We start from the raw sequence: 25,180 nt of genomic DNA on the forward strand, positions 1-25,180 counted from the left end.
TCACCTCTTCACCTCTTCACCTCTTCACCTCTTCACCTCTTCACCTCTTCACCTCTTCACCTCTTCACCTCTTCACCTCTTCACCGCTTCAACGCCTAGACGCCTGGACGCCTCAACGCATCAGGTTCTTCCGCTCCGTGGGCGTGAGCGCCTGCAACTGCGCCTCACTCAGGTTCATCTGCCCAAGTACCTGCACGGGCGACGCCGGATCGTAGCGGAACATCTGCCCGCCGTCCGCACGCGGCTTTCCAGTCGCGTCGCCCGACGTTCCCGCATCGAGCATGCGCACCGAGAAGATCGACGGCTGGTTCTGCCGCGAAGACGCCCGATCACGAGCCACCGCATCTTGTGCTGCCGCCGCCGCCTGCGCTGCCGTGGCACTGGCATTCGTCAGCGCACCCACATTCACGGCCGCGATGGTCGGAATGCCGACGGACTTGCCCTGCACCTGAATGTTCTCGGCGTTCATCACCCTCAGTGCCGCAATGTTCACGTTGCCGGACACGCGAATCCCAGCCTCGCCTGCGTCGATTGTGCCGAGCGGCGCAATCAGATCAATGTCGCCCGGCGGAATCTCCGGAATCGGATTCAACGTGGCCAGGCCGGCACCGGTGTTCGGCGTTGTCGGCGAGAGCGCGACCAGCCCGAGGTCGTTATAGACGCGACGCTGCGGCGTGTAGACCACCGTCGACTTCGACCCGCGACCCGCGTTGATATCGCCTTGCGCCGACCACGCGAGAATATTGCCGCCGAACGTTGTGAACACACGGCTCTGACCGAGCAGGATGCTGTCACGCGAATACATATCGATGTTGCCTTGTCCCTGCGTGAGCACACCGGAGCCTTCGCCCGGCACAAAACCACCGTCCACGCCGACGAGCGTGCGTCCGCCTGGCGTCATGATGCTCACCCCGCCACCGAAGTCGGTGTGGATGCCGGCATCCTGCACTTCATAGTGAGGAACAAAGTACTGAGGGCTGCCCCGCGCGATCCACTGCGCTTGCGTCAGATACTGCACGCCGGGCACCGGACGCGTGGTCCACTGGCGGTTAAGGTTTTCCAGGTAGTAGAGCGCGCTGCTGTACATCGTGAGACTGCCGTCGTATTGGCGCGACGCACCACGCTCATCCTGCAACGGGAAGAGCGTAGCGATGGCCTCTCGCCCCCGCAGATAGCTACCCGCGCGCGGACCGCCAGCATCGTTGTACTCGCGCCCCGATGCGCGCAGCTCCGCGAAGTACACATCGCGCAGATACGCGCGCTGCTGCTCCGGCGGCAAGGCGTCGAAGAACTGACGCGCATCCATTGACGTCGCGTCGAAATGCAGCCCCAGTCCGTTGCGGCCACCGAAGCGTGTCGCGAGCCAATTCACCAGATAAAGTTGGCTCTGCTGCGCGAATTCATTGCGCAGATCCCGTTTGGCGACGCCGCCTGCGCTGCCGGTAGCCTTACTCGCCGCGTCGAGCTCCGCCTGCTTGGTGACGAGGAACGCATCGGCGCCTGCCGCATTACCGCTATAACCGAACTCCCGACTCAACCATCCGGAAAGCGTGAGTTCTCCGCCGTACACAACGACCGCCTTGCCCGGCTGATCGGCGAACGGCCGTCCACCGTCAGCCAGATTCGCTGCATCGAGATACCGGGCGGCGAATGCCTTGAAGTCAATGCCGTCAAGCCCTCTCGGCCCGACGCCCGCCGCCACCGCAATCCCGGCACCATTGCTGCGGTCGCCCGGCTTGACGTTGGCAAGCGCGCCAAGACTGCGCAACTCGGCCTTGTCGCCCATGAAGACATTGCGCCCCGCCGTGACTTCCAGCAAGCCCGGACCTGCCACGTAGAACGTGCTGTACAGAATGTCCCGCCCGGCAGACACCACGGAGACATCGTCCGCCGAGTTCTGCACGATCAGGTTGCCGCGCATCGTCGTCGACGCAACCGCCATCGGGCGTCCCGGATTGTTGACCGGATCGTTGAAGTCAGGCGTGGTGGTCCAACCGGCGAAGTTAGCTTTGGTGCTCAGATATGTGCCAAGCGGGGTTCCCGAGTTAACAATGTCTCGCCCGGCCCGAATCGCTACGGCGCCGTTGCCCTCGTACCAGGTCGGCTGCGTGCCGGCGGCGGGCAGTATGCTGCCGCGATAGTCAATGCCGCCCGTTTGCAGACCGACGATATCTCCCGTGAGCGCATAGAAACGCGCCGGAGCGATACCGGTGAAGTCGTAGCCGGACACGGTCGCCGGGGTCAGACTGAACATCGGGAACCGTGTCGCGGAATCCACGCTGTAATAGAACAGGAGCGACGGTGCGATGGCGTCTTGCCGCACGTTCGTGAGATAAGCGCGACCGAACCATGCGTTGCGCGTGCCCCCCATGAAGGCGGGGTTTTGCGGCGTGGGTAGCGCCGTGGGATCGGCAGCGGAACGGCTGATCGGGAATCCGGATCCGAACAGGGATTGGCCGGCAATCATCTCGAGCGCGCCACCGTCGGGAGCCGCCTTGAACAACGAACTGACGGGCTCCGGTGCCAGCAACGCCGGCGTGTCGCCGATCGTCTGCTTCGACTCCGCGTCGAGCAGTCGTGTTGCGGAAAAGCCGTTGTAAATGTTGCCGCTCGCAGCGACCGCGCGCAGTGTGGCCGGCAGTACGAAACGGCCATCGGTCGACGCGTAGTTCGCGCCGTCTCGCGGGTCGGCCATCGCGCTCAGCGGTGCGAGATTTCCGCCGGCACTGAACAGATCGATGGCGGTCGAGGGCGTCCACAGTGTGAACCAACTAAATCCTTCGCCGCTATAGTTGACGCCCGCCACCGTGAACGGCGTGCCGTTGGTCCGTTGTTGGGCGCGCGTTGCATCGCCATAACCGCCAATCACCAGATCGCCACGGGTGTCGATGCGGACCGTCGAGTCGCCAAGCACCAGCGTGGGCCCCCCGGTCGCCATGCCGACCTGGGGCGTGAAGACATCGCGTGCCCGGGTCTCGCGCAAGTCCGGCGTGCCGAACAGCTCGTCGACGCCGCCCAGCGCTCCCGCTTCGATACGTGTAGCACCGCGCAGGTTCGTGAACGTGCCGTTCAGCCCAAGATTGCCGTTGCGCCATTCCGCCGAGTCTTTGATCGCGCCACCGGGCTGCGTGATCGCCCGAACTTCTCGCACCGGATTCAGACCACCGCCGATTCGCACGTCGAGATCGCCACCGCCCGTCAATTGAATCTGCGAGCCGTCGGCCGACACCCGGCCGGTGCTACCCACCGTAACATTCAGGCCCTCGCTGCGAGCAAGCGCGCTCGGGCCGAAGGTATTGCCCGCCCCCATGCGAGACTCCAGCATGCCCGCGTTCGCGCCGGCTTCGAGTACCACATTGCCGCCGCCAAGCGTGCCCAGTCCGGTAAAGCCCACCAGGAACGGCGTCATCTCGTATGCTGCGTAACCGCTTTCCTTTCCGGTCACATACGTCCCGAAGTTGACCCACCAGGCGCTCGGCACACCACCCTGCGCAATCGCGGAGCCCGATCCCTGCCGCCACAGCCAATTGCCCACATTGCCGGCATCCGGAACGGCTCGCGGCACACCGAAGCTTGTCGGACGTTGATACCCGTCGCGCGTACCGACGGTGTCGCCACGAATATCACCCTGAGCGCGCACGAACAGATTGCCGCCATGCTCCGGATACCACGCGCTGTAAAGGCTCTGCGTACCGCTGACGTATTGCTCGAAAGCCGCCCCTTGCGTCCCCAGCACGGAGGTGTTCTTGAGCGTGGCCCGTGCGAGGTTATAGGCGCTCGTCACGTCACGCGCCTGCGTCCCCGCCGTGTAGACGCCAAACGGCGAACTCATCGTGAAGTTGCCCGCCGCGAGCATGTCGAGATCGCCCGTGCCGGTGCGCACCACGCTGAAGACCGGTTCGCGAGCGGCCTGCGTCTTCATGTCGTACTCGGCGGGGATGCCGGGCGTCACGAGTCGGAACGCATCGTAGTACCCGTTCCACATATCGATGTCCGCGGTCGTAGAGATGCCCCAGCTAATCAGCTCCTCCGGGGTCACGATCTCCCCCTCGACGGCGCCCAGCTCAGCCGCATCCGGGCCCCAGCGATACACGCCGAGCGTGCCGGTCCCCGGCTTGAGCACACTGCTTATGCCCATGCCGTAATGGGTGTCGGCGAGCACCAGATGACCATCGGCCCCCAACGGCTGGAGCGCACGCGGATCGGCGGCCGACGTGTCGGCGCCGGCGACAAGCCGCAGCGACCACGATGCCGAGCCCGCCTGAAGCATCGGTGCAATCGCATGAAGCTGCCCCTGATTGCCGTCGGCATCGGCCGGGCGCACGTTGACTGACAGAACGCCTCCGGGCAGCTTGACGTCGGTCTCGGCCGGAATGATCGCGCCCTTGCGCAACAACACATCGACGGCGAGCTTGAGGTTCCCCGGCATCACGGCGCCGGCGGGCCACCGCATGGCGGCCACAGACGTGTCCGTAGGCAACAACATGCCCGCATCGATCTGCATGCCGGAGCCCAAGGTCAGCGCCGAGGTCAGCGCCGTACCCGCCGGGTACACCACGTTGCCTGCCGCATCGCGCACGGCAGCCCCGAGAACCGTGCCGGCAGGCAGCGTCAGATCGGCACTAAGCGTGGCGCGCGCGGGCAGACGCGTGCCGGCAGGCAACTTCGTCGCTGCCACCTGAACGTCGTAGTTGAGCTTGCGACCGGCCGGGAACTCCGTGCCAGCCGCGAGCGTCACCAACCCGCCCACCGGCACCACGGCATCGCCGCCCCACCCTGCGGTTCCGCTAGTGAGCACCCATCCCTTATTGTCTGCGCCGGGCGTGAGCTTGCTGGTATCGAACCCGTCGGTCAGACTGCCGAAGACGTTCAGATTGCCCCCGGCGCGAATCGTCAGCGCCCCCGCTTCGCCGCTGCCCCAAACACCGGTCTTCTGCGTGTTCGGATTCAGGCTGGCGTAGCGATAGCGCGACATGTCGATGTCGCCGTCCAGGTGAATATCGCCGTTGGGCGTCGCGCTGACGATCTCGACGCCGGGGCGCAAGTGGAAGGCATCGGTGTAGCGGCGAAGTCCGGCCAGGCGCGCCAGCAGCGCGCTGTTGGCCAGCGCGTTCGTCATGAACGTCTCGTTCTGCCCGTGGAGCGTATCGAGGTACCCCTCATTGATGATCTGATACGGACGGCCGTCGACGCTCGCGTCCGTGCCCGCCGGTGCCTGCGTGTCGCGGTACATCCCGTTGACGGTGATCGAGCGCGCACCGTCGATCACCACATTGCCGCCCGCGTCGATGGCGATGTCGTTGCCCACCGCTTCGTTCGCACCGCCCAGACGTTTGGCACTGATCTCGACCGTGCCCACCGAGAGCGGCGCGCCCTTCGTGTCATTCGTCCCGGCGCGCACATCGAGCCGAGCACCGTCGGCCAGCACCACTCGCCCCTGATTGCCGTTAATCTCGATGACCGCACGGTTGGAAGCTTCGATGGGCTGTCCGTAACTGTCCAGACGCAGCGTCGTGCTGTGCGCGTCGAGCACCGCGTTGCCGCCGACCATCACCCCATCGCGTGCCGACAGACGAATCGTGCCGGCTTGTGCGCCGCTCGCGTCGACACGACCGAGCACATCGAGACGCCCGCCGTCGATCGACAGCGTGATCTCGCGCGCCTTGAGTTCGTCGCCAACGACGAGATTGCCCTGCTTGATCTGAAAGCTGCGGCTGCCGAACACGCCGCCCTCGGTCAGACGCGCATTGAGCGCGCCGAAATCCTCGATGCGCTGGGCTCGGATATCGACGCCTCCCGCCGCGAACGGCACAAACGTGCCGCCCGCATCGTAGCGGCCGCTGGCACTGCCAAGCACCTTGCCCACCAGCGACACGACGCCACTCGTCGGTGACAGCGCCGCAATCGTGAGCTTGCCGGCCCGGTTTTCCAGCGCCGACAGATCGACGCGCGACCCGGCGGTCTGGCGCACATTGCCGTTGGCGCTGGACACGACCACATCGCCGCCCCAGCTGTATTTGCTGGCATCGAAGAAATCGAGCTTGCGTCCGGCCAGATCGAGTTGCGCACCGTCACCCAGCGTCACATCTCCCTGAGCGGCAACGGTCAAACGGCCACTCGGCAGCACGACATTCGTGTCGATGCTGGCCGCCCCGCCCGCGCTGAGCGCGACCTCGGCACCCAACGCGGCCACGAGCTTGCCGTTGTCGATCAAGGGCTTCGCGCGAGCACTCGCGTTCGTCACCGACACATTGCCGCCCGCGACGAAACGGTTCACCGACCCCGCGGCACCGGTAAGCAGTGGCGTATCGATAACGATGTCACCGCCGCTGTAATCGAAATCCTGCTTCTGATCGTTCCACCCGTTCTGTGAACGATAAACGGACAGACCGCCCTTCTGGTTGGCGGTGACGCGTTCGCCGGCATTGAGTTCCACCGTCGAAAAGCCGACGGTCACGCGGTTCATATCGTGATTCACGTCGCGCTGCGTGGCCGGGCCGAAGCCGAATTCGATCTCCCGCGCGTCGATGGACAAGCGTCCGCTGCCAGTGCCCGCCCCGCCCGCGACGATAGCGCCCGCAGGCGACTTCGAGCCGGTCCACACGAGCCGGTCGGTGCGAATACGCGCGAGCGCATCGCTCGCGCCGTATCCGAAGATTGCCGGCGTGCCCAGCACGAGTACGTCGATGGTCGATTTACCAGTCGCCGCGTCGATGGTGGAAAGCTCGACGGAATCATAGAAGTTGATCGAGTCGCGTGCGATGAGCGACAGGCTTTCCAGCGCAGGCGTGCCATAGACCTTGTCGCCACGCATCAGTCGCGACAGCACCGTTTGATTGAGCGTGAGCCCTTCTGCCAGACGTCCGGATGCGGCGAGCGTATCGAGCGACGCCTGCTCGCCGACATTGACCCGGCCGACAGAGAGCGATAGCTGGCGCGTGCCGTAGCGCACCGCATCGGTAATCGTGAACCGCTTGTCGGTCGCCACCGCAATCGAGCCTTCGGAAAGCAACAGCGTTTCTCCTGCGCATGTCACGCCCGCCGCGCAAACGCCCAGGTCGATGTAGCCAGCGCCGAACGAATCCTGTGCGCCGGTCGGCGTCGGCGACAGCATCGAGAGCCGGCCATTCGACACCGCCAGCACCCCCGCCCCCCCAGGCGCGTAGGTGTAACCCAGCGTGGAATCCCACATCGGCATGCCATAGCCGAGTGTATTGATGCCACTGCCCTGCTCGATGGTGATGCCCCGGGTTGTCGAGGTCGTCACGATGAACACTTCGCTCGCGCGCAGCGTCGCGCCACCGCGCAGCACAACGTTGTACGCGTTGCCTATGAACCCGGCCGTCGTCGCGCTGAGAATCGACCCGGTGAAATCCGCAGAGACCACGGGCAGCCCGCCAATCCCGATGCGCGCGGCGCCGATCGCGTTCAGATCGTCCGCCCTGAGCGAAACAAGCGACCGGTCGCCTTGCCGGGGCGCCGCGCCCGCACCGAGAATCTCAAAGTTGCCGCTGAACGGCGACGTTACCAGCAGGCTTGCGCCATAGCCCCCCTTGGCCGGCGCAACGTTCGCCGTGCCCTGAAAGCGCAACGCTGGCGCATCGCCGACTTTGCCCCGGTAGGTATCCGGCAGGAAATAGAGATCGAGACGCTTGGCGTCCGCCTCGATCAGCGCACGCGGTGTGCCGACGCGCTCACTCGTGGCGCGAGCGAAATCCGCGTAGCTCATCTCGTTGTACTGCGAGTAGGTGCGCAGCACATCTGCTGACGTAAGAACGGCCTGCGTTGGCGTGGCATTGCGAATGCCGGTGTTGCTCACGCTCAATTGTGCCGGGAGCGTGAGCGACCCATTGCGCATCGCGACCGGTGCGAGGCCTGCCTGGGCGACGGACTGCGTCTGCAACTCCACGCGATACGCGCCGGGCAGCAATGCGAACGTCGACGGCAGCAGCGTGTAAGTGCCTGCCGGCAATCCCGGCACCCCGGCGCCGATGGTGATCTGCTGCCCAATGAGGGGCGCGCCCGCGCCGTTCTCGGTCACCACCGGGGCGTAGGCCGGCTGCGCACCCGGCACGATGGCGTACACCGGATTGGATGAGAGAGACGGCAGACGGAAACTTCCCTTTGTGCCGGTCTGCACCACCTGCATGAGCGGCGCAAGACGCGCATCGGTGGACCCCCCACGCCCGGTGAGGAACGCCGCACCGCGAATATCGCCACCGCCCGACAGGTCGATGACGGCGCCTGGGTCCACGCCCAGCGCATGGCTGTATACGACGACCGACGGTCCACCGCCGGCAAGCGAGTATGGCGCGTCGGCGGCGGCATTGAGATAACTCAGTCCGTCGAGCGACCCGCCATAAGGCATCACGAGTCCGTTCGCACTCACCGATGTCACGCTACCCGGCAACAAGTGAAGCACTCCGTTGGCTTCCGTATCCATCACGGACCCGAACGTGATGCTCCCCATCGGGGCGCGCAACACGCCACCCTGACGGATCTGGCCGGCATTGAGCGTGAGACTGCCGAACAGTGAGTATGGCTGCATCGCCAAGGTGTCGCCGACACGCTCGATGGTCAGTACGCGCTCGGGATCGATCATGGTCTGGCGCACACAGCAGTCACTCGGATAGCTGCGCTGCCCCACGATAATCTTCGCGATCGCGTTCTGTGCGGGATAGATCTGCACCGCGGCCAACGTCATGTCGCCAGGCGAATAGACCTCGGTCTTGTCGAGCAAACGAAGGTCGCCGGTACTGCGCAACGCGACGTTGCCGAAAGCATTACGCAAGACGCTGACCGGAGTTCCTGCGTTGGTTTCGATAGTCCCCGCCGTGCCGAACTGCATCCGGCCCGACACGTCAATGAGCGCGCCGTCGATCTCGAACTTCGCCTGGTCGGCAAGCAGCGGCACCCCGAGCATCCCTGCGCCCTGTCCGCCGTTCTTCGAACCACTCACCGCGTTGGGCATCAGGAAGTTATCGGTTTGCTGGCGCGTCGGGCCGGCAAGCCGCACGTAGGGCGCCGCAAGCCTGACCTGTGCGCCCGGTGCCGCGTTCGCCGCCAAGCCAAATGAACTCGCGGCGAGGCGCAGGCTCTGGCCGAGCGACAGATTGACGTTTCCGTCGAAATCCATCATCCCGTTAGCGAGTAGCGAGAGATTATCGAAACCGCCGGCCGTCACGCGATCCACACCGACGCGTGCGCTGCCCAGCGTCAGTCCGCCACCGAGCGAACCGGGACGCAGCGTATCCGCGAGGGTGCTACCGCCCTGCGTCTGCGCGACGACCATCTCGTGCGCGACACGCACTGAGTCATCCACACTATTGCCGCGCAGCGTAGTGCGATCGACCAGACCGTACGCGAGCGTCTCCAGGACCACGTTCAGCGTGCCGCCTGCGGCGCCTGCGCCACCGGACGCCGCCTTCATGTCGCCGTCGAGATAGAGGCCGCGTGCCGACGCCAGCGAGATGACCCCGCCGGCGCTGGCCACGTGCGTGCGTCCCTGCCCCGGCACATCGATGTCAGCAGCCGTGCCCGACGCATCGAGCCGTGCGCCGGGGCGCACGATCACGAACGCGTCGGCCGCTTCGACTTGCGTCGCCCCGGCCACATACTTCGCGCCGATCTGGATAGTGCCGCCAGCGGCGACCTTGCCGGAAATGGCGCCCGAGGCGTCCGTTGCCACGACCGGGCGCGCCGCAACGTCGATCACCGAGTTTCCGCCCAACCAAATGGATGTCGGCGTGAAGGTGCCCTCGGGTCTGCCCAGCGCATCGCCTACGCCAAACGCGCCGGGCAACAGACTCACGGTACCGGATGGCGCGCGTAACGTGCCGAGCAAGGTCAATTGCTCATTGCCCGTGAGCGTGATGCTGCGTCCGGGGTCGACTTCAATCTGTGCCGCCTCGCCCACAAGCAATTGCGCGCGCTTTACCGGCGAACCAGCGGACAGCGCAAGATCGGCCCCGCCGCGCTGCGTGATCGTGCCCTTGGCCGCGTCGCTTTGCCAGACCGGCGGCAGAAGCTTGGACAGTACGCGGGACGGGTCGCCGCCGCTCGCGGTGTCGAGCGCGGCTTGCCTGTCGACGTTCAGCACCGGCATGGTGACGCCGAGGCGGGCGTTATCCGCTACCGCCACGCCAAGCTGGCCCGTCACATCGTAGCGAGCGAAGCCGGTCGAGAAAAGCGACGTGCCGAGCGATGTCGGCGACGCAATTCGCACCGGCTCGGCGACCACCGTGCCGGCCGGAAGGATCGAGCCTTTCGTCAACGTCACATCTGACGCTTGCGGCGTATTCGCCTTGATGGTGTAGTCCTGCATCAGCATCACGCCGAACGGCATCGACTCGCCAGCGCGGAGCCAGCCTTCCCTGGCGAGGGCCGGTGCGCCAATCACGACACCGTTGCCGGTGTCGAGCTTCAGCGTCCCGCCACCGCTCACACCGTAACCGCGAAGTTCACCGTCGATATGCAGTTCGCCCGCGCGTTTGCCGTTCGTATCGTATTGGCTGGCCAGCAAGGAGACATTACCGCCCTTACCGCCGCGCACCGTCCCGCCCGAGAGCAGCACAGCGCCGGACGAGACGTCGATGGCGCTCCCCGGCTGCAACCGCACGTCCCCGGTCGTCGACAGCACCACGTTACCGCCGTTGAGGTAGGGCATGCCGTGGATCCCGGCTTCACCGTCGTCTGCCCGGCTCCATACGCCGCGCGCGTCGAGCGTCACACCGTTCGCCACCGAGACATGCTGGCCGCCCGCCACGAGCGCCGGGTCGATCAAAGGCACGTCGAGCCATGTGCCGCTGGTCGTCGCGTCGAGCACACGCTGCAAGACGTTACCTGCCGTAATCGAACCGCCGCGAGCCGTGACGTTCGCGTCGATGTTCACTCGCGTCGCATGCAGCCCGACGTCGCCACCGTCCGCCACACGAATGTCGCGCGAGACCGTTACCTCGTCGGTCGCCAGCAGCTTCACGCCGCCGAACTGCTGACGGTTGAGCCAGTCAGCGTCGAGCGAGATCTTCCCGGCCCGCTGCGGGTCGAGGGGCGTTCCCTGCGCAATGGCCGCTGCCAGTGCCTGAACGTCACCGACATCGATGGTACGTGCGATGGCCGAAGGGCTGTCGCGCAGCGAGAGCGTGGTGTCGTCGTAGTACGGGGTGAGCCTGCCGACGATCAACTGGCCGGCGCGAGGGGCAGCGAGCTGCGATTGCAGATATCCGTCGTAAAGCGTGCGATCAGCGGCCTGCGTCTGGCGCGGGCCCTGATAGACGGACGTATCGACGTCGCCTTCGAGCACCGCCGACAGACTCGATACGACCAGACGCCCGGCATCGCGCCCGACCGTGTAACCGTTCTCCAGCCGCTGGCCCGGTGCGATGAACGGCGTGGCATATGTCTCGGTGGTGGTCTTCCCCCAGCGGGCGTGTTCGGCTTCGAACCCGCGATACACGCCAAGGTACCGCACGTCGCCCGGCGCGTTGTCGACCCGGTACAACTGACCGTCCGCACCCCGCAGCCAGCTCTGCCGGATCATGCCGGTCTGCACATCGAGCGTGCCGCCTGCCAGATTGATAAGCGAGCCAGGGCGCGTGACCACTTCCGCACCGCCCAGTTGCACCGTCCCGCCTTGCGCCGCCCATTCGCCAATACCGTGCGACGCCGTATTCAGATACCCGCTCACTTCCAGCAGACCGCCTTGCGTGTACCAGCGATCGGTGGTGTAACCCTGCGTGCCCGCCGGTACGCGCACCAAATAACGCCGGTCGATGTAGACGGTCAGATTATTGAGCAAGTGCGTGTCGCGATTGCCCGGGGCGTCGCGCTGCTCATTACCCTGCACGCTGACTTCGAGATTGTTTGCCGACATCGCCACCTGCACGCCCACTGCGCCGGAGACGTCGAGCTTCGCGCGCTCCATCGCCATCGCGCGACGCGTGGCCAGCACATTGATCTGCCCGCCCGTGGCAAGCGTGAGGGAGTCGCTGTCGAACAGCACGTCGCCAGAAGACGCGATCTGGACGAGCGACTGATCCCGCCGGTTGTACAACCCGGATTCCGCCGCTTTGGCCGCATCGGCCAACAGCGTCGTGCGTTGCGCATCGAGCGCGGTATCACCCGATGTATCGAGCACGATGGCATTGAGCGCGCCGGGGGCAATGCGTACCAGGGCGTTCGTATCGCCGCTGGCGGTCACGTGGATCGTGCCGCGCGTGTTGACCGACGTGCTGGAGACAAGCACGCCGCTTTGCTCGATCTGACGTGCGGCGAGCGTGATGTCACCAAGCTCCGCCTGAATCAGACCGCTGTTACTCACACGCCCCGCGCTCGACCCGGGCAGCAGCTTAGGTTCGACTTCGTTGCCACGCGTACTCGAATTCAGATTGCCGTCGGTACCGACACCGCGTCGAATCACGAACGCATCGCCCCCCGCGATGACGGTCTGCCCCGAAGGCGTGACGATAGTGCCGCGATTGTGCGCTTCGCGCCCGAGCAGCAACACGTAGCCACCGCCCTCGGTCACCGACTGCGGACGTCGCGTGTTGATGCGTGCGCCCGCATCCACGCTCACATCGGCCGTCGCCCCGGTGTGTGAGATGCTCGATCCGTTGACCTGAAGATCGTTGGCGAACGTTGGCACGGTAGCGCCGGAAACGGCGGCGCCGTAGATGCCGCGATTGAACTGATCGTTCGTCATGCCAACGGCTGCCGCCACGAGGTTACGCGTGTCGACCTGCGCTGTCCCCGAGAACTGGATGCCGTTGCGGTTGACGATCATCACCGTGCCGTCGGCCTTGATCTGCCCCTGAATCTGACTCGGGCGCGCCTGCGGGTCGTTCACACGGTTGAGCACGGCCCAGCCCGGCTGCTGCACGAACTCGACTGTCGTGCGGCGGCCGACGTTGAACGTCTCCCAGTTCAGAATCGCCTTCTCGCCCGTTTGCTCGATGGACACCTTGGTGTTGCCCGCAGCGTCGCGATCCTGAGCGATCTTCTTGTTCGCATTGATCCAGCCGGCAGTGAGGCTATGGGTATCGACCTTCAGCCCCCCTTCTGCCAGACCATCCGGAATCGTCTCGGGTGCCGCCGCTGCCATCTGACGTGCGGCATTCTGCGCAGCCTGCATCGCCGCGATGCCCTGCGCAGCGGTGGCCAGATTGGCGATCGAATTCTGTACCGCCTGCGCGGCGCGCTGCTGCTGTTCGCCCGGATTCTGCAACGACGACACCGGCATGCCGTTCGGCAGGCGGCCCGTCTGCGTGGCGGTGGATTGCGCCGCACCGCGTGCAGCAAACCACGCGTTGCTGAAGGCCTGCTGCGCATGCGCTGCGCCGATCATGGCGCTGCTGGCAGCGAATACGGCCACGGCCTGCGCTAGCGGCCGGATGCGCGGCAGGCGCGCGCTGGCACGCGTGTGAGTGGTTACGGAAGCTACGCGCTTGTGCATGGTCATCTCAATCCCGTCTGGCGTCTCGTGCGGCCGTGGGACGTTGTCTCGCGACAACGCCAGCGACGGCCATGGCAGGTTTTCGTTCAAGCGATGCGAACGCTTGACGCTCTCGGGACTAAGACCGTTCGGCGCGGGCCAATCGGCAAGGATTTATTTGAATCTTTCGTGACACGGTCCAGCCGTCACGAAGTACAACGCACGCGCTCATCCGAGCAAGACGATGCCGCCCGGCAATGTGTGTGCGGAAAGTTGCAGTGAGTGCTCGATCTGGCCGAGCGCCACGTCGAGCGAGCGAATCGCGAAGCGTCCCGTGACCGGACGCGCCGCAAGCCCGTCGTTCATCAACACCACTTTGCCGGGGCGATAGCGGTTGATTTCGTCGATCACATCGCCGAGCGGGACTTCGGCAAAACGCAGATAGCCGTCGCGCCATGCCGGCATCTCGCCGTCGCCAACGTTCACGAGCGATTGCAAGGCGCGCTCGTCGTAGACCAGTTGCTGACGCGCGTGCAATTGCACGCGCCCTGCCGTATGTACGACGTCGGCGACCCCATCGATACAGGTCACGCATACTTTCTGCGCGACGTTGCGCACTTCCACACGAGCGCGGTGCGCAATCGTGCGGCCCGCCCCGGCGACGATTTCGAAGGGTGTCGCCGCTCGCGTCGTGTCGACTGCCGCTTCGCCGTCAAGCAAATCGATGCCCGGTGCGCGGCCCGTTTGCAACGACAGACTCGTGCGCGTATTCATTTCGACGGACACGTTGCCGGCCATGGCCACCGTGCGCTGCTCCCCGGTGCCGGTGCGGTAATCCGCGCGCAACGCGGCGGCGCCCGGAAGCAGACCAAGCGGCGCACCGATCACCGCGACGCCTGCTGCCGTTGCGAATGCCCCGGCGGTGCCCGCCAGCCACCAGCGACGACGCGGATCGAAACCGCGTTCGGCCCTTCGCTCAGGTGCAGGCCGCCTTGCCGGGGCCGGGCATGCCGCGCTCGCGGCTGCGCTCTGATGGGCGGCTTGCGTCAATTGCTGCCACTGACGTCGCGCGTTCGCCAATGCCTGCGCATGGCTCGGGTCGCGCCGCGCCCACTCGCGCAGCGCGTCGCCATCGGCATGTGTCATCTCGCCGGACGCCATGCGCCGCACCCATGTCATGGCCTGACGCTCAAGGGCGTCGAGACGCCGCTTCGGCGGCAACGTGGCATCGGGTCGCGAACTCATGGCGTCACCTCTCGCATGAGACGGAAGGTCTCACTCCATGAGACGGTTTTCCCGCACGCCATCGGCAATCCTTCACTCATTCGGACCTCGGCATATGCGCCGCGCAATACTCGTGAGCGCGCTTGAGTTCGAGGCCGACCAGACGGGGCGACACGCCGAAGCGGCGCGCCACGTCCTCATTGGACATCTCATGCACCCGCACGGCGATGAAAATCGCGCGGCGACGCGGCGGCATCGTGGCGAGCAGGCGCTCGAGCAGCGCAATCTCATCGCGCGCTTCAACCGTCTGCGCGGGGCCGGGCGCCGGGTCCACGAATTCCGTCATGAGCGCATCGATCTCGTCGTCGCTCATGTACCGGCGTTCGCGCTGCACGCGATCGAACGCCATATTCATGGCGATGCGCATCAGATACGCCCCCGGACTCTTCACGTCGCTCTGGCGATCGGCCCGGTCATCGAGATGCACCCATGTGTCGTGTAACGCATCGCTTGCGAGCTCGGCCGACCCAAGACGCCAGGTCAGCTTGCGTTTGAGATCCTCATAGCGCTGCGTCAACAAGTCTCGCAGGAAGGCGCGGGGCGTATCGACCATCTATCGCTCCCTTGCCGCCTGACACGGCGAGCGTTCGCACTCGGGCTGAATCGCGCGGCACTCGGCGGGCACCAGTAACAGCACGAACGGACGCGACACGTCGATGGGCGCGCTGCCAACGTCGAGCCCCTGCAATCGACGCGCGATGGCCGCGTCGCGGCGGCTGTCTCCCGTCGAATCGAGCAGCCGGACCTGCGCCACCCGTGCGTTCGCCCCCACTTGCACCGTCATCGCCAATCGATACTCCCCCGGCGAGAGCGACGGCGCCGCGCACAGCGCCTGTAACACCTTGCCCTGCAGACGCGCGTGGTAATCGCTGGCTGCCCGCGCCATGCTGCGCGCCGCGTCACTTTGTGTCTGAGCAACGCCCAACGGCGCGAGAACGAACGCGTTCTGCGCTGTGGCCTCAGCCATCACGCCCGTACCTTCGAGAAGTTCGTCAAGGGCTTCGCGCGGCGAGTACATTCCGCTGACGGCACGCGAGCGACGCCCCTCTACCAGCGACGAGGGGTAGAAAACGGACATATGCGTGAGCGCATCGAAGCGGGCGAGCGCGTCCTTCAAAGGCATCTCCGGGAGATCAAACGTCAGCGCCCGTGGCGCAGCCGCGAATGCGCTTTCGACCGTCACGCTCGGCATGCAGCACAGCAACCAGCCCGCCAGAACGCTCGCAGCCGCGAAGCGCAAACGTGGAGAGCAGGCAATAGCGATCATGTCGGGCAGTTGGCCTTTGCATGGCAGACGGTCGGAGATGTCGGAAGTGCCGGGACCTCTGCGGCAGGCAAAGCCCACGGCAACACGTCATGACGTGAGCCGTTTCCCCGCGTATCGACAAATAATTTGTAAGAATTCCTGAGAATTCTGGTGATCGATTGTGACGATACTTTGACAGTGCCGCTTATCGTCTCACGATGTGGTTCGGACGCCTGCGTACTTGCACTGAGTGGACAGATGACGAAAAACGCCCGTAACACGCCCACGGGGTGCAGGCGGGTTACGGGCCAACCAGTCGTCTACCTGGACGTGCTACAGCCGCGCGCGGGAGGTTCCCGAGGCTCAGGCGAGAAATGCGCAAAGATGCGCCGCGCGGCGACGCTTTAGTTAAGCGTCATCGGTGCCTGCTCATCGCTGCTCGCGAGCGTGTCGCCCGGTGCGGCAGCGATGTCTTCGCTCGACGCCTCGGCGCCGGCGGCCTGACCGGTCGCCTGCTGCGTGAAGTTGCGAAGATGCAGGAAGAACTGTCCCATCATCTCGACCCAGAGACGCATCGAGAAATTCAGGAATTCCGGGGAGACGCCACCCGCCACGATGACGTCCATCTCCAACACGAGGAACTCGCCGTGCGCCGCCACGCGGGCGAAGCGACGCGAACGGTGCCACTCGTTGATGAGACCTTCGGGCAGATCGCCGCCCTGCACGCGAAGCGGGCAGCTCAGCGTGAAATCGAGATACTGGTCGGCACCGGCCTGATTTCCCCAGTGCACCTGATAACCGATGCCATGACTCGCGCTGTGCAGACGTGTGACCAGATCGTCCTGCTGCACCGACACCGCGCAACCAGCGGCACGAATGGCGTCGGCCACCTGCGCGGCCGAGACAAACGTGATGATGTTTGCGGGCGACGAGGCGCTCGGAGACGTCGGCGCACCGGCTCGCTCGGCGTCGTGATTGTCGTGTTGCATCGTGTGCTTTTCGTTCATGCCAGTGATCCTCGAACTATCGTTGTGCGAATTCAGGACGAGGTGCGCCATCGAAGCACCTCGTCACGTGCGGTGTTACTGCGACGCTGCCGGTGCCGCTGCCGGTGCCGACGCCGCTGCTGCTGCCGTTTCGGCAGGCTTTGCGGCGATGGCGGCGGCGGCCTGCTGCTCATCGAACTTGCCCTCGTAGAGCTTGTCGCCGTACTGCTGCGCGATTTGTTCGTACTTCACGCGAGCCTGAGTGGCGAACGGCTGACGCGCCGCGACTACGGTCGCCACATCCATCGTCTCGTAGGCCGTGAGAATCTCCTGTCCGACGGCGTACAGACGGTCGTTCTTCTCCTTGCACATCGTGAGCGCGACACGCTGTGCAGCCGTCTCGTCGGCCAGATGCTTGCGCTGCGCATCGGCCTGACGGGCGAGCTTGAGCAACTCGTCATAGGCATTTCGGTACTGCGCAATCTGTGCGTTGGCCTTGTCGGCCACCGACTTCACTTCCGATTGCGAGGCCCGTGCATCCTGCGAGAGACGCTCGCGCGCCTGACGCTCCGCGGCCAGTTGCTGCTGCGCTTCGTCGAGCGCCTTCTTCAGCGCTTCGGGCGAATCCTTGCCGGGTGCGCCGGCCGTCGCGCCACCGGCCTTGAGCGCGGCGAGTTCGTTCTTCGCCTGCTGGAGCTGCTCCGTCGTGCTGCGCAGTTGCGTGCGCAGACGCTCTTCCATGCTCGGCGCGCCCTGCGGCGCCTGTGCCCAGACGGCCGGGCCCACGGCAAGCAGCACCGCAGCGGCCACACCCGAGGCCAGACGCGACATCGCGCGCGGGGGCTGTTGACTCATGACCACCTCCTTAGAATCGCGCGTTGACTTCGATTTGCAGCGTGTCGATCGACAACGGCGCGCCATAGACTTCCTTCGTCGACAGCCAGCGGCCCGAGAGCCACGCATTCTTGTCGAAGGCATACGAAGCGCCGATGTAGTAGCCCTTCGCGTTCGTGCCGCCGCCGTGGAACGTCGAGTCGTTGTAGGCATCGGGCACGGCATCCGGCTCGATACGCTTGTAACCGAACAGCACGTTCCAGTCGCCACGCGAGGCCATGACCGGCTTGCCGAAGGTGGCCTGGAACATGTATGCGTTCGGGCCGCTCTTGAAGTTGGCACGCGTCGCATCGCCCGCGCCGAAGTTGCTCACGATGCCGCCGTTCGCGCGCGCCCACATTTCGCTTTCGTTGTAGGCAAGGTTGCGGATGTAGTTCACATCGAAGCGCAGCGGGTAACGGCCGGCCAGCATGGTGTCCCAACGCGCCGACAGGTCGAGCAACTGGAACTTGGAGGCATAGCCGACATACTGCGGCTGTGCCGTGTTGGCCGGATCGAGCGGGTTGAGGGCGATGTTACGCAGCAGCATGAGCGTATTGCCCTTCTGCATAAAGGCCGGACGCGACCAGTCCGAATCGCAGCTCGTCTGGCCCGCGTAAAGCGCGCAAGGCGACGACAGTTGACCCGTGATGTTGCGGAAATCGAAATAGCCGACCGTACCGCGGAAGCTGTTCTTCGAGTCGAGCTTCCAGTTCGCGCCGAACTGCGTGCCGAGCATCCACTTGGTCTGGCTCGACATCTTGCTCTGGCTGTTCGACGGCGAGTTGTCGCCCGAGTACTCGAGCGGGATGAAACCGAGCGAGCCGAACAGTTCGACGTTCGGGTTCTGCGGCAGCACCTTGTTGAACTGAGCGGCAATGCCGTCGATGTTCAGGTCGCTCGAGAACAGCATGTCGCTGGTGACATATGGCGGCGCAAAGCGGCCGCCGGTGACCTTCATCCAGGTGAACGGTTGGTACGACATCCACATCTGGTCGAGCCACACGCTCTTCTTGTTCAAGCCGCCACCGAGCGTGGAATTGGTCGAGACCGGGCTGTCGTCGTTGCTGCTGGCCAGGCGCACCCCCGCTTTCACCTGCTCCGATACGTCGGCGAAGATGCCGAAGCGGGCACGAGCGCGGAACTGATTGGTGCGGTTCTGCGTGGTGTTGAGCAGCGGCGGGAGCGTCAGGTTGGTATTCGAGTTGACATCGAAACCATTGCCCTTGTTGATCTGCGCCCAATCGATCTGCGTGTTCGTGTTGCTGCTCGAGTAGAAGCGTGACTCGTTGCGCAGGCGGAAGTCGCCTTCGACATGAATACGCTTGGTCCACTCCGGTGTTTCGTTCGGCGCGGCCCAGCCTTCCGTCTTGGCCTGCGCCATCACTTCGTTCTTCACCTCGTCGCGAATCTGATCGCGCGTGGTCTGCGAGATGTACGGAATGCGCACGTCGCCCGGCTCGGCACCGGGCACGGCGGCGGCGGCCACCGCAGGTGCAGCCGCCGCCTTTTGCGCCGCTGCCGACGCCGCGTAAGCTTCCGTCTCTGCCTGGGCAAGCAAGGCTTCGCCGGTGGTCTTGTCGATCGCGCCGCTCTTGATGAGGCCGCGGATCAGCTTGACCATGGCGGTCTCTTTCGGGGCAGGCTGCGCCTGCGCGTGAGCCAGACCCGTGGTCCCCATCAGCGCTAGCGCCAGCGCCACGGCGCCTGCGGTACCCGCTGCGCGTGGCGCGCGTCGGTGTGCGAGCGCGCCGGTCATACGTTCCAGTGCTTTCATTTTGTGTGTGACTTTTGCGTAAAAAGGAAGTCCTGCTTCAGCCGCTTGCGGCGTGACGAGCGTCGAGTTGCGCTTCATGGCCGGCGCCCCCGGATGCTCATCGACAGCGGATAGCGCAACGACGCCGGCGGCTTCTCTTCTGCACGGAAGTCGCGCAGCATGGCGAGCACCGCGTCGTCGATGGCCGCGTTACCCGTGCCCCGTACCATCTGGGCGCGCGTGGCGCGTCCGTCGGCGTCGAGCCAGAGATCGATGCGCACGTCGTCGAATGCCAGCGTGCGAGTCCGCTGATCGCGCCCGAACGCCTGTTGCAGCGAACTAGCCAGCCATGCGCTGTAGGAACGGCTGCCCAGCCCGCCGCCACCGCCAGTCATGCCGCCGCCGCGGCCTGCGCCGATGCCGAACGCATCGGTACCTGCCTGGGCGTCGCCATTGATCGTCACGGCGTCGCCGAGATCCTTGGTCGGGCTTGGCGGCGTGTCGTCCTTCGGCGGCTCCACGGGGTCGGCCGGCTTCGGCTCGACGACTTCGGGCTTGATCTTCTCCGGCTGCGGCTCAGGCGGCTTCTCCTGTGGCGGCGGCGGAGGCGGCGGTGGCGGCAGCATGAGCATCGGCGGGGTGTTGACCTCGCGGCGCATGCTGGCCTTGTCCGTTAGCAAGTGCCAGAAAAGGGCGATCAGACCGAGCACGACAAGGCCGCCGACGATCAGTCCGCCACGCCGGCGCAGCAGCGCGAGCGCCGGACTGGGCGGCTTGGCGGCGGGCCGCACGGGGCGAGACGCGAAATCGCGAGGTTTCACGCTGCGCTCCTTACTGCGGCTTGCCGGTCACGAGGCCGACCTGATTGAGATCGATCCGGCGCAGCAGGTCGAGCACTTCGACGACCTTCGCGTACTGCACCTGCGCGTCGCCGCGCACGATCACCGGGAAGTCGGGCGTGACCGCCTTTTCCGTGCGCAAGCGATCCTCAAGCTCGGTGAGCGTCACCGGATAGGCATCGAGAAACACCTGACCGGCGTTGTCGACCGTGATCGCCTTGGTCTTCGGTTTCTCGAGCGCCACCGATGAGCTAGCCTTCGGAAGATCGACCTTGATGCCGGGAATGCTGGCGTTACTCGTGAGAATGAAGATCACCAGCACCACCAGCAACACGTCGACGAACGGCGTGATGTTGATGCCACCCGCGCGCTTCTTCGCAGCGAATCGCGTTGCGTTTGCCATGATTCGTCCTCGTCAGGCGCGTTGCAGCACGGGCTGACGGCGGCCTTCACCCTGCTCTTCGGCGAGGCGGGTCGTGAACTCGTCGACGAACACGGCCATGTCGGCGGAGAGCGCATCCGAGCGCGACACCAGCCAGTTGTAACCGAACAGTGCGGGAATCGCCACGCCGAGACCGGCGGCCGTACACAGCAGCGCAGCGGCCATGCCCGGCGCCACCGAGTTGATGTCCACCGCGCCCGCCATGGCGGCCACGACGAACACCAGCATGATCCCGATCACCGTGCCGAACAGACCGACATACGGCGCCCCTTCGATGGACGTCGAGAGCCAGTTCATGCGTTTGCTCATGTCTTCGACTTCGCGCACCATCGCACCGTCCATCGACGCGCGAATGGCGCTGATGGTCGCGTCGGAGACGGCGTTCGTGTCGTAGCCGAGTTCGTGACGGCGATGCAGTTCGCCAAGCGCGACCTCATACAGACGCCACAGCGGCGATTGGTCGCGCACGTCGTCCGGCACGCGATTCGTACGCGCGATCTGGTCGAGCGGTGCGCCCGAGGCTTCACGAAATTGCGTCATGAAAGCGCTGTTGGCACGGGCCTTTGCGGCGTAGCTACGGCCCTTCGTGACCATGATGATCCACGACACCAGCGCCATCAGACCGAGTACACAGACCACGACCCAGGCGTCGACCGGCATGGCCGCGAGGATGAAGGCGAAGTGGCTCTTGCCGGCTTGTTGCTCATCCGGACCAAAGGCAATCAGCCGCGACTCGGCGCCCTGCGAGACGGCATCCGTCTGGAGCAGTGCAGCGCTGCGGGCGACCTTCGACAAACGCACTTCGTCCACCGCCCCCGAGAAGCGAGCGAGGCCGCCGGTGGCGCCCTCGACATCACCGCCGATGACCGTCGGCGAATTCAGTGCAGGCAGTGCGACTGCGAGCGTGGTGGCCGCGTGACCGCCCACGTAGAGCGTGACCGACTTACCGTCGGCCGTGACCGCCAGATGCGACCATTGGCCCGCCTGAATCGGTTGCCCCGGCTGGCTGCGCTGGGCGCCCACTTGCACGAACGGCACACCTTGATCGACACCGATCACGAGATCGCTGCCACCATCGCGGCGCACATAGATCGCCTCGTTCGCGCCCAGCTTCTCCGGACGCACCCATGCCGAGAACGTGAACGGGCTGCCGGCAGCCAGCGCGAGCGACGGCGAGGCGGGCAGCACGACGGGCGAAGCGCCAGCCTGAATGCCCTTGCCGATGATCGCGCCGTCGAGCGTGACGACCGGATTCTGGCTGTTGTTGCCGTAGGCGGTCGTGTCACGCGCGGGCACGTTCGATTCGCCGAAGTGGTACACGGCCGTGTAGTCCGGATCGAACACTCGCTGACCGTTGCCGGCTGCGGGCGCCTTGCGATTGCCGTAGTACATCCAGACCTGTTGCTTGGTGCCTGCGCTGACAGCGGGCACGTCGACCCACACGAGCGCAATGCCCAGCACCGGATCGAACTGTTCAATCTGGTGATTGAGGACGGTCTTGTCGTCGGCGGCCACGAAGCGCAGGTCGGCCCCCGTCTCATTCACGCCTTCGAAACTGAAGTTGCCCGTATGCAGGCGCAGCAGCATCGGCACCCGGCCGGCGTCGCCCGTGATGTTGCCGCCTTGCGGGCCGGCATCGATGGTAATCGGCTTGCGGTACGCCCAATCCGGTTGCCACCAGGCGTGCGCGAGCACCGGCATCAGCGTGCCGATCAGCGCAAGCAGGAATGGAAGAATGCGTCGCATGGCTGTATTTCTCCGTTTATGCCGCCCGGCGCGTGGAATGGGCGCATCGGGCATCAGGTCGTGAATGTTGTGTCGTGAAATTCGGATGTGTCGTTTCCGGGCCGTCGGCAGGTCGCCTTATTCGCTCAATAGGTCGCCGTGACGCTGAAGTTCAGTCGCGGCTTGTAGCGCTCCGTGCGCGGTCCGTTGGTCAGCGGATAAGCGGCATCGACGCGCCCCGTCACGTGTGACGTCAGACGCAGCGACGTGCCCAGGCCGACCGACGCCAGCGAGTAACGCGACGTCTGTTCGGGCAAGGCGTCGCGCAATCCCAGACGCGCCCCGTCGAAGAACGCGTAAGCGCGCCAGTTCGAGACGACCGGGCCGAGCAGCGGAATCGGCGGCGTGCGCCATTCGACGGAGCCGACCACGCCGTAGTCGCCGGTCGCTTCGGCCGAGAGATAGCCGCGCACCGAGTTCATGCCGCCGCCGGCGAGTTGTTCATTCGAGATGAGCGGCGAATCGGTCATCTGCGTGGCAACGCGCGCCGCGAGCTGCCAGCCGCCGCCAAACGTGTAAGTCCCGTTGGCATCGGCACGCAGCACCATGAAGCTCGGCGACGCCTTGTAGCGTTTCGCATCGAACTGGGCAGGACTGCTGCCGTAGCCGAGGAAACTCGACATCCCCGAGACGATCGACGTGTTCAGACCGGCGCTCAGGTCTTCGTCCTGATAGAAACCGCTGTAGCCCAGCGTGATCGGCGCGTACTTGAGCGGCACCACATCGCCGGAAGTGCCGAAGCGCGTGGTTTCCGTGTTGTCCTTGAAGTCCACGCCCAGACTGAAGGCGTGATACCACGCGCCGGTGTCCGGCACGGTGTAAGTGGTCTTGACGCCGATCGCGTGCCCCTTGCCGAGCACCGTGGTGCCGCCTGTGGTGGCGACATTGCTGTCCGACTGATAGCCGTTGAGTTCGAGCGTCCACGGCGAGGCGCCCAGCGGCGCCACGTACGACCCCGACCAGACCTTGCTCTGGCTGAAGTCCTGCGGCGCGCCGAAGAAGCTCATCGACACGCGATGGCCGAGTTGCCACAAGTTGTCGTAGCCCACCGAAGCGAGCATGCGCAGCGGCTTCGTGTCGGCGCTGCGGTCGTTGTTCAGGCTGAGGCTCGCGCGCCACGGGTTGGTGTCCTCGACCTTGAGGTCGACGTCCATCGTGCCCGGCACGGCCCCCTGCTTGACGAGCGGCACCACCTGTTGCTCGCCGGTGCGGTTCAAGGCCGTAAGCTCCGCCTGTGCGGCATTGAAGTCCGGCACCTTGCCCTCGGCCAACGACGGGACGCGATCACGCACCTCGCGCGGCGAGTGATATTCCGAACCGACCACCCGCAGACGTCCCAGTTTGGTCTCGCTCACCTTCAGATACACGACACCGCCGGAGACCTGCTGCTCAGGCAAATCGACGTACACCGACTGATAGCCCTTGGCCTGATAGGCGGCAAGCAAGGCGTCGCGTGCGGCTTCGATATCGGCAAGCGTGCGGTTCGGCCCGAGAAAGGGCGTCACCGCCTTTTCGATCGTGCGGACATCGAGCACGGTATTTCCGCGCACGACGTATTCATTGATATTGACTGGCTTCTGTGCTTCGGCAGACCGTTCCTTCTCCTGCACCGATCCTGTCGCGCCTGCCTGAGGATTTACCGCAGGCGGATTGCCGGGCTGATCTGCTTTGGTTTCCTGAGCAATCGCAACGCCATGAACGGTTCCTCCGAACGTGACAGCCCACACCGCCGCCAAGCGCAACCACGGCCGGTTCGTTTTCATCAAACGCATATAGAAGACTCTGCTTTGTTAGGTCGACGCGGCTCTGCCCGATGCAGTGCCCCCGGTGGCCTGGCGCTTTCCAGCGATTTCCCGCGCTGACTTCTGCATCGCTGGTTTCGCCCGGCCGCACCCAATCCGTGTCGACATTCCTCACGAATACGGATACCTAGACGTTCGGGAGCGCAGCCGGCTAACGTTTGTCACGAGAAATTCATCTTTCTCGAAAAGCGCGTGGACTGACGTATGCTTGTTTTGGTCGGAGTCCTGATGGACCACCTAACACTTTTCACAGGGGACATGCCATGAAGGCGGACAGCACTCGGGGGCGTTACGGGCACTTACTGGTGTGGGGAGCGACCGGCGCAAGCATCGTCGTGTTGGCGCTCGGCATGGCCGGACACGCGAGCGCCGCCGGCGATGCGCCGCGCCCGGGCGGCACCCCGGCGGCGCAGCCACGCGCCGGTTGTGTCGACGTGGAGGTGAACGGACAGCGCTCGCCGTCCTATGACTGTCTGACCAACCAGTTGCAACCGGCCTCGAGTCCGCTCGCCGGCGGCCGCGCGCCCGGACTCGAGTCGGAGGACATCGCCAACAAGCCGGGCAATCAGATCGGCGGCCAGTTCAACTGGAGCGCGACGTCTCAGCGCATGGGAAATACATTCGGAAATTCAGCGACGCCGCAGCGGCCGGATGCGCCGCCACCGGCCGCGCCCGCCGTTCGTCCTGGTCGCTAAATACGACACGGCGCACCGGGGCAAGTCCGATGGCGAAGGCCGG

General features: G+C 65.2%; 12 protein-coding genes. 1 reads left to right on the top strand and 11 read right to left on the bottom strand.

The genetic code is table 11. From position 1 onward, the window contains the following. Positions 1–112: 112 nt before the first annotated feature. The 11 genes from PBR20603_RS23375 to PBR20603_RS23425 form a co-directional block, all read right to left on the bottom strand. On the bottom strand, positions 113–13,450 hold the full coding sequence (locus tag PBR20603_RS23375) for a filamentous haemagglutinin family protein (RefSeq protein ID WP_174978042.1): 13,338 nt from the start codon (positions 13,448–13,450) through the stop codon (positions 113–115). 207 nt (positions 13,451–13,657) lie between these two features. Then, positions 13,658–14,674, bottom strand: coding sequence for a FecR family protein (locus PBR20603_RS23380; protein WP_150561849.1), 1,017 nt, complete (start codon positions 14,672–14,674; stop codon positions 13,658–13,660). Between the two features lie 76 nt (positions 14,675–14,750). Continuing rightward, entirely contained in the window at positions 14,751–15,266 is a 516-nt protein-coding gene (locus PBR20603_RS23385; protein ID WP_150561850.1) for an RNA polymerase sigma factor, read from the bottom strand. Then, positions 15,267–15,980, bottom strand: a complete 714-nt coding sequence (locus PBR20603_RS23390) for an STN domain-containing protein (RefSeq protein WP_150561851.1) — start codon at positions 15,978–15,980, stop codon at positions 15,267–15,269. It abuts the gene before it with no gap. A gap of 383 nt (positions 15,981–16,363) precedes the next feature. Beyond that, positions 16,364–16,966 (bottom strand): YbjN domain-containing protein, encoded by a 603-nt coding sequence (locus PBR20603_RS23395; RefSeq protein ID WP_246174956.1) that lies wholly within the window; start codon positions 16,964–16,966, stop codon positions 16,364–16,366. 75 nt (positions 16,967–17,041) lie between these two features. Next, the gene (locus PBR20603_RS23400; RefSeq protein ID WP_174978043.1) at positions 17,042–17,800 is read right to left on the bottom strand and encodes a hypothetical protein; all 759 of its coding nucleotides are present in this window, start codon (positions 17,798–17,800) and stop codon (positions 17,042–17,044) included. A gap of 10 nt (positions 17,801–17,810) precedes the next feature. After that, positions 17,811–19,595, bottom strand: a complete 1,785-nt coding sequence (locus PBR20603_RS23405) for a putative porin (RefSeq protein WP_246174957.1) — start codon at positions 19,593–19,595, stop codon at positions 17,811–17,813. Between the two features lie 74 nt (positions 19,596–19,669). Then, the gene (locus PBR20603_RS23410; RefSeq protein ID WP_246174958.1) at positions 19,670–20,395 is read right to left on the bottom strand and encodes an energy transducer TonB family protein; all 726 of its coding nucleotides are present in this window, start codon (positions 20,393–20,395) and stop codon (positions 19,670–19,672) included. Positions 20,396–20,405: 10 nt separating this feature from the next. Then, complete coding sequence (locus PBR20603_RS23415; RefSeq protein WP_150561852.1) at positions 20,406–20,816, bottom strand: ExbD/TolR family protein; 411 nt, start codon at positions 20,814–20,816, stop codon at positions 20,406–20,408. A 12-nt stretch (positions 20,817–20,828) separates the two neighbouring features. Continuing rightward, positions 20,829–22,601 carry a DUF2341 domain-containing protein gene (locus PBR20603_RS23420; protein WP_150561853.1) on the bottom strand — a complete coding sequence of 591 codons (1,773 nt, stop codon included), beginning with the start codon at positions 22,599–22,601 and terminating at the stop codon, positions 20,829–20,831. A 125-nt stretch (positions 22,602–22,726) separates the two neighbouring features. Next, positions 22,727–24,412, bottom strand: a complete 1,686-nt coding sequence (locus PBR20603_RS23425) for a ShlB/FhaC/HecB family hemolysin secretion/activation protein (protein ID WP_246174959.1) — start codon at positions 24,410–24,412, stop codon at positions 22,727–22,729. 293 nt (positions 24,413–24,705) lie between these two features. On the opposite strand from PBR20603_RS23425, the gene PBR20603_RS23430 reads away from it, so the two are divergent. Continuing rightward, a complete protein-coding gene (locus PBR20603_RS23430; RefSeq protein ID WP_246174960.1) occupies positions 24,706–25,137 on the top strand; it encodes a hypothetical protein in 432 nt (143 codons plus the stop codon). Positions 25,138–25,180 lie beyond the last annotated feature (43 nt).

Source organism: Pandoraea bronchicola (assembly GCF_902459805.1).
Classification (GTDB): Bacteria; Pseudomonadota; Gammaproteobacteria; order Burkholderiales; family Burkholderiaceae; genus Pandoraea; species Pandoraea bronchicola.

Bases quoted from the DNA above. Each gene is read 5' to 3' on its own strand.
- PBR20603_RS23375 (WP_174978042.1), bottom strand. From the start codon at position 13,450: ATGCACAAGCGCGTAGCTTCCGTAACCACTCACACGCGTGCCAGCGCG.
- PBR20603_RS23380 (WP_150561849.1), bottom strand. From the start codon at position 14,674: ATGAGTTCGCGACCCGATGCCACGTTGCCGCCGAAGCGGCGTCTCGAC.
- PBR20603_RS23385 (WP_150561850.1), bottom strand. From the start codon at position 15,266: ATGGTCGATACGCCCCGCGCCTTCCTGCGAGACTTGTTGACGCAGCGC.
- PBR20603_RS23390 (WP_150561851.1), bottom strand. From the start codon at position 15,980: ATGATCGCTATTGCCTGCTCTCCACGTTTGCGCTTCGCGGCTGCGAGC.
- PBR20603_RS23395 (WP_246174956.1), bottom strand. From the start codon at position 16,966: ATGAACGAAAAGCACACGATGCAACACGACAATCACGACGCCGAGCGA.
- PBR20603_RS23400 (WP_174978043.1), bottom strand. From the start codon at position 17,800: ATGAGTCAACAGCCCCCGCGCGCGATGTCGCGTCTGGCCTCGGGTGTG.
- PBR20603_RS23405 (WP_246174957.1), bottom strand. From the start codon at position 19,595: ATGAAAGCACTGGAACGTATGACCGGCGCGCTCGCACACCGACGCGCG.
- PBR20603_RS23415 (WP_150561852.1), bottom strand. From the start codon at position 20,816: ATGGCAAACGCAACGCGATTCGCTGCGAAGAAGCGCGCGGGTGGCATC.
- PBR20603_RS23420 (WP_150561853.1), bottom strand. From the start codon at position 22,601: ATGCGACGCATTCTTCCATTCCTGCTTGCGCTGATCGGCACGCTGATG.
- PBR20603_RS23425 (WP_246174959.1), bottom strand. From the start codon at position 24,412: ATGCGTTTGATGAAAACGAACCGGCCGTGGTTGCGCTTGGCGGCGGTG.
- PBR20603_RS23430 (WP_246174960.1), top strand. From the start codon at position 24,706: ATGAAGGCGGACAGCACTCGGGGGCGTTACGGGCACTTACTGGTGTGG.